Origin of the sequence: Ferruginibacter sp. (genome assembly GCF_031430955.1) — a bacterium.
Classification (GTDB): Bacteria; Bacteroidota; Bacteroidia; order Chitinophagales; family Chitinophagaceae; genus Ferruginibacter.
Genome location: NZ_JANPCM010000413.1, coordinates 1 through 9,736 on the forward strand (window position 1 = coordinate 1; position 9,736 = coordinate 9,736).

Here is a 9,736-nt window from a genome sequence, read left to right on the forward strand (position 1 = left end):
GGTTGGGCAAAACCTGTGCCTGTGGATGCGCGAAATTTACGTCATCCGCGTCGCGACCTAGCCATCGTTTCGTTGGCAGGTCCAGTTTCTAATTTGTTGATGGCAATCATTTGGGCAATGATGCTTTTGTTTCAATTATTCATGAAGCAAGAATGCAATGGCTGATGCAACATGGCTATACAGAATTAAATATTGAAGGCACAGGTTTAATATTAGCTGATATTGCTATTGAATTTAAAAATGAATCGTTTTATGGTGATGCAATTGAAATTACAATTGCTATAGGAGAAATTTTGAAAGTAAGCTTTGAATTATATTATGAGCTTAGTACAAAAAGAAACGACAAAATAATTGTACTGGCTTTCGCAAAAACAGGAATGGTGAGTTATGATTACATAGCAAAAAAAGTTATTACCATTCCGAGGAAATTGAAAGAGATTTTGAATACATCGATTTGAAATTTTTAATTTTCTTCATTCCAAATACGCCAGCTTTCTTCCGCCTGTATTACCAGCATATCGTAACCGTTTTTAATTGCGGCGCCATACTCCTCTCCTTTTTTAAGAAATAAAGTTTTAGGCGGATTGTACACCAAATCGTACAAAAAATGCTGTGCAGTTAAATATTGATAAGGGATAGCCGGGCATTCCTCTACATCAGGAAAGGTGCCTAATGGAGTAGTATTTATTATTAAAAGATTATCTCCAATTATTCTTTCGGTTATATCTGCATAAGTTAAATCAGAACCATCATGTAATTTTCGGCTAACAATTTTAAATACAATGTTTAATTTATTTAACACAAATTTTACAGCTTCGGCTGCACCGCCATTACCTAAAATTAAAGCTTTGGTATGATGGCTTTTTAATTGTGATAAAAGTGTTTCTTCAAACCCAATTACATCGGTATTGTAACCAATTAATTTCCCATTAATAATTTTAATACAATTGCAGGCATGTAAATTTTGTGGCAGCTTTGTTGTATCATCAAGCAGCGAAAGAATTGATTGCTTGTGAGGAATAGTAATATTAAAGCCTTTTAAATCAGGATTTTGAATTAGTACATCCTTTAACCCATCTACAGATTTAATTGCAAAAATTTTGTAACTGCAATCACTGATACCTTCGGTTACAAATTTTTCAGTAAAATATTTTTGTGAAAAAGAATGCCCCAGCGGATATCCTATGATGCCGTAGACCTTCATCAGGATGGCTTTTTATCTAAATACAAATGGAAAGTATCGCCACGCAAACCAATACGCATAGTTTCTAACGGAATTACTTCGTTAGGCGCAATATTGCCCAGGTTTACGTTACAGTCAATCAATTCTAAAAAGTATAATTGCTGTGCTTTTTGCGGTGCTTCCCAAATTATTTTTCCTTCGGGTATTTGTGTAAGTATTTCCTGTACCAATCCTTCTCTTACCTCGCCGGTGCCACGGTAAATACCCACATTACCAGCTTCTCTTGCCTCTGCAATTACATAAGCAGAGCCTGCTTCAAGTTCTGCTTTCATTAATTCAATCCATTTATAAGGTGGAATAATATGTGCGGCATCTTTGCTGCCCACTTCACTTAACACAGTAAAGTGCTTGGTTAATTTTTCTATATAGCCGCACTTTTCGGCATGCGGTATGGTAATAGAACCGTCACTAACTTCCACGTAATTGATCCCAAATTCTTTACAAACATTTATAAAATCTTCAAATTGGTTTCTTACTAAAAAGGCTTCAAACAAAGTGCCCCCAAAATAAACCGGTATATCGTAAGATTGGTAAACAGCTAATTTATCTTTTAAGTTAGGGGTTACATAAGAAGTACCAAAGCCCAATTTAACAATATCCACATGCGGATGCGATACACTCATAAAATTTTTTGCTTCTTCTACACTAAGGCCTTTATCCATTACCATTGTAATGCCATGTTCACGTGGTTTTGTATTTCTGTCGGGTATTTGAGAAAGGTTAAAATTCATGCTTATTTTTTTAAGTGGTGCAAATGTAAAAACAAATAGGCAATAAACAATTGTCAATGGCCGGTAAGCAATTGTCAATAAGCAATAAACAATTGTAAAAAAGTACAGAACAATTAGTGAAAGCAAAGAATTAATGAGACCTTTTCTTTTTAAAACGTGCGATTACATCCACTACCTGCTGGCTTTGTAAAATGGAGGGATTTAATTCAATTAATTTTTTTATGAGTTTGGGATTTATTTGCATGCCATTTTCTAATTGTATTATGGCTTCTTTCGATTTTCCCATTGCGAATAATATAGCACTTTTATAAAAGATAAAAATAGTTTTACCGTCTGTTTGTTCGTAGGCAAACCCTGCATATTCCAGTGCTTCCTCAAACAGTTCGGCTTTGTACAGGCATTTTAGTAATTCCATCCACCCGTTTAAATTTTTTGGCCTCACTCTTACCACGTTGCCAAAATAAGTAATGGCATCATCTAATTTACCCATTTCCATATAACATTGGCCAAGCGCAAGATTATATTCTGGCTGCAGGCGGTGCATACGCATAGCTACATCTAAATTTTTAACCGCACTGCCCCAATTGCCTTCATTCATGTAAGTACAGGCAATTTTGTAATGCAGCTGGCTATCGCCATTATTAAGGTGAACGGCCTTTTTATAGTTAAACCGGGCTTCTGCAAAGTTGCCCATCTTATCATAACAGTGCCCAATAGCCTCATAAATAACATCCTCTGGCCTCGCCAGTTCTAAAACTTTTTCAAGCACTTCAATGGCTTCTTTGTATTTACGTAAACGTAAAAAAGCATCTCCCATATTACGCCATGCATAATCAAACTTGTCGTCAATAGCCACTGCATAATGATAGGCATCTATAGCTTTTTCGTACAATTTTAAACCCTGGTAAGCAGCAGCAAGATTAAACCATGCCAGTTCGTTAAACGGAAACTCGTCAATTATTTTTTGATGCAGCCGTATGCCTTCTTCATTTCTTCCTGTAAAGTCTGTCCAAAAACAAATTTTATATAATGCTTCTTCGTTGTTGGGCTCCTGCTCTAAAATCATTTTAAGGCAATCAAAAACTTTTTCAAAATTTTCATAATCATCATATACATCTGCCAGTTCAAATAATAAATCAACTTTTTCTTCGCCATCAAAATCATCTAATGCCGTTTCTAAAACAGCAGCAGCTTTTTCCTGCTGGTCTAAAGCCAGGTAAGCATCTGTTTTTAAAATAAAAAGGTTGGTATCTTTCCCATCCAGTAATTCTGCCTGCTCCAAAATATGCAGTGCTTCTTTATAACGCCGCAGGGCAATTAACAGATCTGCTTTTCTTAATAATAATGGGGCAGAATAAGGATATTGCCGGATGGCATACTCCGAAACTTCCAGCGCCGGAGACAGTTGCTCCTTTTCGTCATAATAATCAATAAGGCGTTCAAAGGAATCCTCCTCAATAAAAGAGTTGGGTTTGCCCGATTTAAGGTTATTGTATTGCAACAGCAATTCCCTTAATTCATCTCTGTCCTGCCGGTAAGGATGTTTACTCATTTGTGGTATAAGTTATTGTAAATTACCCCCTTTTAAATAACTACACAAGTTTTTGTAACTTTTTTTTGCTTAAATCGTTAAAGAAATGCAAAAACAATGTATGAGTGGTATGTAAATACCGGATATTTTTTAATATATTTGTGCTATAAATTTAACCAATGATTAAGATATCAAAATTACTGCTCGTTGCGATTGTGCTTTTTAGCGCAACGCAAAGTGTTTTGGCTGATAGAGGCATTGGGAAAAAAAGTAAATCAAAAGTTACTTTAAACATCAGTACACCTGCAACATTAAGAAATTCTGTTTCTCTTAATCTTAAATCTGGTTTAAGATATACGGGAAGTGTATTTTTAAATAAGGCCACTGTTGGCAATTCAATGATAAGTAAAACACTGGTTACTTATCAAAAAGGAAATACCGTCTATATCATTCCTTACAAACAAAAAATTATAATGCCTGAAATAAGGCCAGGTTATACAGGAATGAAACTGATTATAAAATCGCATTAAGAAATAATCGCCTCACTAATAAGTGAGGTTTTTTTCTGATTCTTGCACTAGAAAGTGTTTTATCATCCAAATAAATTATTTTAATAAAAAGCTTTTGCAACTGCAGAAGCTTTTTTATTTGCTGGCATAGAACTAATTTGCAGCTATGAATAGCATTGTTTTAATAACCGGCGCCACTTCGGGAATTGGAGAAGCCTGTGCAAAAAAATTTGCGGCTGCAAAGCACGATTTAATTATTACTGGAAGAAGAAAAGAAAGATTGGATGAATTGAAAAATGATTTAGAAAGTGAACATGGCATTACCGTATTACCCCTTTGTTTTGATGTACAGGATAAGGCAGCCGTATTTAATGCAATAAGTACTTTATCTGCCGAATGGCAAAATATAGCAATACTTATTAATAATGCAGGCCTTGCACTCGGCAGGGATAGTTTTGAAGATGCCGATTTAAACGATTGGGAAACCATGTTGAATACCAATGTGCACGGGTTGCTTTATATTACAAAAGCTGTTATTCCTTTTATGATTGCTAAAAAGGAAGGCCATATTGTAAATATGGGCTCTGTTGCAGGTAAAGAGGTGTATGAAAGAGGTAATGGCTATTGTGCAAGCAAATTTGCAGTAGATGCTCTAAACCGTGCCATGCGTATTGATCTGTTAAAACATAATATAAAAGTTACCGGCATACACCCCGGGGCTGTAGAGACTGAATTTTCTTTAGTGAGATATAAGGGAGACACTGCAACTGCTTCTTCTACCTACAATGGCATTATACCCCTTACAGGTGAGGATATTGCCGAAGTAATTTTTTACAGTACTCATTTGCCCGCCCATGTTTGTATTAACGACCTGGTAATTACCCCCACTCAACAGGCTGATGCCTTTTATTTTAATAGAAGTCAGTAAGTTAGGATTTTATTGGTACTTTAATTCTTCTGGCACAATATTAGCATCCCCTATTCCGTTCAAGCTTTAATAACCTGCTTAGGTTAAATTTTTATAATAATCCGGTAGAAATGTCGTAAAATTGTAAATCCTATTACTCAAATTGAAAAACTAATGAAAAACCTAAGACCACTACTTTCAGCAATTATTTTCCTCTTATTTAGCTATTCAATTAATGCACAGGATGTAATACGTCAAAATGCCTGCAGCAGCCCCGCTATTATGCACCAGGCAGACAGTATGAAACAGGAATTGGCCAAACAGGGTTTTATTGTGGTAAAAGAAGCTTCTATGGAAATGGAAAGCGAATACGAAATGCCGGTGATTGTTCCTTTAACAGAAGGAAGCTGGTATCAGTTTGTATTTATCGGCGACATCAGTTCAAAATTATACGAAGTAAGAATGTTTGACTGGAACGAAAAACAAGTGGTGTACCAGAAAAAAATGTGGGGCGATGTGGATGGCAATGTTATCAGTTATTCTTACATACCTCAATTTTCGGAGTACCATATGATGAAACCCGTACAGGTTAATAAAAAGAAAAAGGGTTTATGCGGTTATGTAATGCTGCTTAAAAAAGTTAAATAACTCGTTTTTTGCTTGGTTATAATCTCAAGAGAGTTCTGTTAAAACAGGGCTCTTTTCTTTTACCTATGCTCCCAATAAAATTTTTGCCAATAATCACAAATCCTTTGAGATTTACAAAAACTGTTTAGGCCTAAACAATTTTTAAAATTATTACAGCTTTATAAAACCTGTCTGGTTTGCGAATTGTTTTACTTTGTTTTATCATCCAGAAACCTTAGAATAACCATTGCTTTTGCGTATGTGCAGCATTCCAAAACCTTTTACGCTACAAAGCAATAAAAATGCCCATCAAAAATGATGAGGAAGAATTACATGTAATATTTTTTTACCTTATTGTGCTAACGAAACATTTATCTGCACACCTGCTCTTGTATTGGTAACCGGCGCACTGGAGGATATGTAAGGTATTACCTTGCGCTGATCGAAATAAAACTTAACCTGCACCCTGTTACTGAGATAATAATCAATAGTTGGTACAATGGTAATTTCTTTACTGCCACCAGTTGCAAAGTTTGTATTTTGATCTAACCGGCTGTTGGCAGTTACGTTATCCCGTATTTTAAAATCCAAGCGGAAATTAATTTCATTCTCCAATTTGCTTTTGCTGGTACTGGCGTTTTTACTTTGCAAAAATTTAGGCAAGTTTATATTGAATGGTAAACGCAAACCTTTTTTTCTGTAGCCTGCGCCAATACTAAATTCCGAACTGCGTACCTCACTCAATTGAAAATCTATAAGGCTTAAACTTAACTGCCTTGTTTTAGCATATTCAAATTTAAACTGCATCTGGTTGGTAAACATCATATCTACCCCTACTAACGGCGAAAACTGTTCGCTAATAGAAATGTTGGGCACCAGGAAAAAAGGAAGGTAATTATTAGATGCAGTGTCATAAAAAGACGGGTAACCAAATCTTGAAACATCCTGGTACAGCAATGCTGAAGTAAACCCGTTCATGCTAAGGCTTCCATTATACCCATGAGAGATGGAGAAATTAGTAAATATTTTTTCTAATCCTTTAACACGGCTTAACCCATTGTAATCAATCTTCCAGTTAGGTTTGGGTAAAATAGCACGGAAAGGATTTGATTTTATATTGGGATTACTCTGTTTAATTAAAGAAACTGATTTAGGGTCATCTGATGTATAGGCGGCAATAAATGCCGGCACCAGTACATCAATAGCATATTTTCCGTAGCCATAATAATAACCATCTGCACCGGGTGTGGTACGGCCATTTACAATATTATATGTATTTGTTTTTCCTAAACGTTCAGATAAAATAACCCTGTAATCCTGAAACTTTTTAAAGGTTTCGGAAACACGGTTGGGATCGAATTTACCAAACAAAGTTTTGTAGGCAATATAGCTTACATCAAAACCACCGCCGGCATAAGGGTTAAGGTGGCCAAATTTAAAATTGGAGCCTCCGCTGGTATCTGCATAACGGAATGTTTCAGAATAGTTTTTATTAAACGTCTTTCTTAAGTTTATAGAAATGGTTAAATCTCTTACTGGTTCCAGTTGTGCAGTTAAAGTGATAGATTGATTAAAGTTTTGTGTAAATAAGGAATTGAAAGTTGTATCCTTGGTTATAAGCCCTTTTGCCGCAGCATTATTTAGCCAGCCGGTATCTGGTTGCCGACCTAAAAGAAAGTCGACACCGGGTGCCATGCTCTTCCAGTTTTGCCCAAGGTATTTTGTACTGTCGGCATAGCCGGGTAAACGGGTGTTGGCGTTTTCGGAAACGGTGGCGCTTACCTGTTTAATACTGGTTAATAATTTACCAAGAATTTTTTCGGGTGTGCCAACATAAGGCAAAGCTGTCCTATCAATTATTTTTCTTGTTTTAATAATTTTCTTACCCGTTTTAGTAGTTACTGTATCTTTTACTTTAGTTATACGCTTTCTCCATTTTTCCCTGTCTTCTTTATTAGATGGTTGCTCTAACTGGCGCAGCCATTTAGATTTTTGGTATAATCTTGTAAAATCAAATTGTGCAGCAGCTTCTTTTTGCTGGCCATTTTCTATAATATTACCCAGGCTAACTGCCAAACGTGATGCTCCAATCCATCCATAATTTGCCTGGTAACTAACATTCATCGTCGTCCAGTCCAGCAAAGGAAATTTTGTGGTAGGCAATGTGTAAGTAAAATTGGCGGTATGCCTGTACATAGTATTTCTTCCGCCTTTAAGAAAGTTTTTCCAAACTGAATCTTTTTTTGTTTTGTTGTCCAGTCTTCCTGCCGGCTCATCTACCCTTGAATTATTGGTGGCGGTAAAATCGAAGTTTATGGACCGGGTAAAATTCCAGCGTAAAATATAATCTCTCTGAAAAATAAAATATTTATCATAAGTTTCCGGAATAGCATATTTGGATGCCCCAACACTACGTGGACGGATAGCCCCAAATTGCCGGTTAACATCTGCACGGAAACTTAATGTAGAGGGGATAAGATTTACATTAAAATCTTTTATTAAATCGAACCAGTGTGTTTTTGTTTTATTGAATAATTTTACTTTTTTAAGTGGTTCAATATATTTTGGCTGAGGGCTAAACAAATAACCCAATCCCCCATGATGTTTGGTTACCTCATCGCTTTCAATTAAAGGATTATGCCTTTTAGTATTAAGATAAGAATAGCTGATATCGAAATTGGAGATATCGTAGATCTTTGGCTTTTTAGTACCCGTTCTGTTTTTGCGAACGTTGGTAAAATTTACTGTAGTTGTTGAGGTGAAATCAACCGCATCATTTTTGATTGAATCTTTTTGTGCCGATTGAGCCGATTTTAATTTGTCTTTTAACTTTATATCCTTATCGTAAGGGTCGTATTGCGGTGTGCTTACCGTTTGCGAATAACTGCCAAAAAACGGAATGGAAACAGCAGCATTCTTTGGAAGCAATTTACCTAATTCTAAATTGGCCGAAATATCGTATTGTAAAAAATCGTCCCTGTATCTTTCATTTACCCTTTGCTCCAATGTGCCAAAGCCTGAGGTATGTTTATTGGCAGACAAAGAAATGGTACCCAAATCGGCAAGGCTTAAATCTACCCTGCCTAATGCGGCCCAGCCGCCACTTTCGTCAATAGAAGATAAACGCAATTCGTTCACCCACATTTCGCCACATGCCCCGCCGGCCTGGTTGGTATTCTCCACACCAATTAAAACACCACCCACTTCTGCCAAATTGGGGCTGCCAATTACTGCGTATTCCTGCCCGTTAGCCTGTGCCTGGCGGTATATACTTGTTGTGGGTATCGACGGGTCGGCATTTCGTTTTTGTTTTAACTTTATCAAACTTTGCAAATCAATATCCAGTGCATCTGATGCAAGCCACAAAGTGTCATTATACTTTACAGAGTTAGGGTCGAGGCTTGAAGCACCTAAACCCGTTAAGTTTAACGGAATTCTTATTTGATAATAATTGTTTACAAAATCGGTTCCAATACGGATTACTGCCGTTAAATCTTTATCAACCAGTGCCGGCCCTAACTTAGCTTTTTCTGCATGTATGTACATGGCCATTTTACGGTATTGCCTTAAATCTCTGTTGGCAAAGGTTTGAAAAACCCCCCTTGCATCGCCTTTAGCTAAATTGCAAAATTGCAGGCTCATACTTTGCTCGTTGAGCAATAAGTTTACGCCATTGCTGCTTAATGTTTGCTGGCGCTCAATTTCGCTAGGGGTGCGGTAAGGTAATGGATCTCTTTTATCATTCTCTTCTATATTAACAGCGCCTACAGTAAAATTTGTTGCGCTGGGAGGCAGCTGGGTATATATACCAAAAGTGTCAATTTTATACTGAAACCTGCGCCATACATTTCTTGTTAACTGCAGCTGCCCAAAACGTAACGTAACACTATCGCTAAAATCAGTTAAAAACATTCTAATAAAACGAATCGATTTAAAATCGGGGATGTTGCCAATTTTTCTGATGTATTGTCCAACAGGGATTCTAAACTGGTACCAGGTTTCATTTCTTGAGGTACCATCTACCAAAGCAATTGGAACTACTTTTTTATCTACAATATAGTTTGTACCAATGTTCATTTCCGGAGCTGCAGGTGGTTTAATATCAACTATATACTGAAAATATTCTTCTGTTTGATTTAATGTATTATCCCTGTTTAAATCTTCGGCATCGGGGTATAAAGTTGCAGC

General features: G+C 36.5%; 8 protein-coding genes. 4 read left to right on the forward strand and 4 right to left on the reverse strand.

The genetic code is table 11. The features are described from left to right. The first annotated feature begins 110 nt into the window (after positions 1–110). Positions 111–458, forward strand: coding sequence for an acyl-CoA thioesterase (locus ACY65O_RS11510; protein ID WP_462221002.1), 348 nt, complete (start codon positions 111–113; stop codon positions 456–458). A gap of 5 nt (positions 459–463) precedes the next feature. On the opposite strand, the gene ACY65O_RS11515 is transcribed toward ACY65O_RS11510, so the two are convergent. The 3 genes from ACY65O_RS11515 to ACY65O_RS11525 form a co-directional block, all read right to left on the reverse strand. After that, positions 464–1,204: a shikimate dehydrogenase family protein gene (locus ACY65O_RS11515; protein WP_462221003.1), complete on the reverse strand. Its 741-nt coding sequence runs from the start codon at positions 1,202–1,204 to the stop codon at positions 464–466. After that, positions 1,204–1,974: a phosphosulfolactate synthase gene (locus ACY65O_RS11520; RefSeq protein WP_462221004.1), complete on the reverse strand. Its 771-nt coding sequence runs from the start codon at positions 1,972–1,974 to the stop codon at positions 1,204–1,206. Before ACY65O_RS11520 ends, ACY65O_RS11515 begins: the two co-directional genes overlap by 1 nt. Positions 1,975–2,104: 130 nt before the next feature. Beyond that, positions 2,105–3,526 (reverse strand): tetratricopeptide repeat protein, encoded by a 1,422-nt coding sequence (locus tag ACY65O_RS11525; protein WP_462221005.1) that lies wholly within the window; start codon positions 3,524–3,526, stop codon positions 2,105–2,107. A gap of 158 nt (positions 3,527–3,684) precedes the next feature. Here ACY65O_RS11525 and ACY65O_RS11530 point away from each other — a divergent pair, with 158 nt between their 5' ends. The 3 genes from ACY65O_RS11530 (at position 3,685) to ACY65O_RS11540 (ending at position 5,569) form a co-directional block, all read left to right on the forward strand. Continuing rightward, a complete protein-coding gene (locus ACY65O_RS11530; RefSeq protein ID WP_462221006.1) occupies positions 3,685–4,035 on the forward strand; it encodes a hypothetical protein in 351 nt (116 codons plus the stop codon). A gap of 145 nt (positions 4,036–4,180) precedes the next feature. Next, positions 4,181–4,942, forward strand: coding sequence for an SDR family NAD(P)-dependent oxidoreductase (locus ACY65O_RS11535; RefSeq protein WP_462221007.1), 762 nt, complete (start codon positions 4,181–4,183; stop codon positions 4,940–4,942). 153 nt (positions 4,943–5,095) lie between these two features. After that, positions 5,096–5,569 carry a hypothetical protein gene (locus ACY65O_RS11540; protein ID WP_462221008.1) on the forward strand — a complete coding sequence of 158 codons (474 nt, stop codon included), beginning with the start codon at positions 5,096–5,098 and terminating at the stop codon, positions 5,567–5,569. Positions 5,570–5,899: 330 nt separating this feature from the next. On the opposite strand, the gene sov is transcribed toward ACY65O_RS11540, so the two are convergent. After that, positions 5,900–9,736: T9SS outer membrane translocon Sov/SprA (sov, locus tag ACY65O_RS11545; RefSeq protein ID WP_462221009.1), on the reverse strand; the 3,837-nt coding region annotated here is incomplete at its 5' end.

Coding starts and splice junctions, on each gene's coding strand:
- ACY65O_RS11515 (WP_462221003.1), bottom strand. CDS start 1,204: ATGAAGGTCTACGGCATCATAGGATATCCGCTGGGGCATTCTTTTTCA.
- ACY65O_RS11520 (WP_462221004.1), bottom strand. CDS start 1,974: ATGAATTTTAACCTTTCTCAAATACCCGACAGAAATACAAAACCACGT.
- ACY65O_RS11525 (WP_462221005.1), bottom strand. CDS start 3,526: ATGAGTAAACATCCTTACCGGCAGGACAGAGATGAATTAAGGGAATTG.
- ACY65O_RS11530 (WP_462221006.1), top strand. CDS start 3,685: ATGATTAAGATATCAAAATTACTGCTCGTTGCGATTGTGCTTTTTAGC.
- ACY65O_RS11535 (WP_462221007.1), top strand. CDS start 4,181: ATGAATAGCATTGTTTTAATAACCGGCGCCACTTCGGGAATTGGAGAA.
- ACY65O_RS11540 (WP_462221008.1), top strand. CDS start 5,096: ATGAAAAACCTAAGACCACTACTTTCAGCAATTATTTTCCTCTTATTT.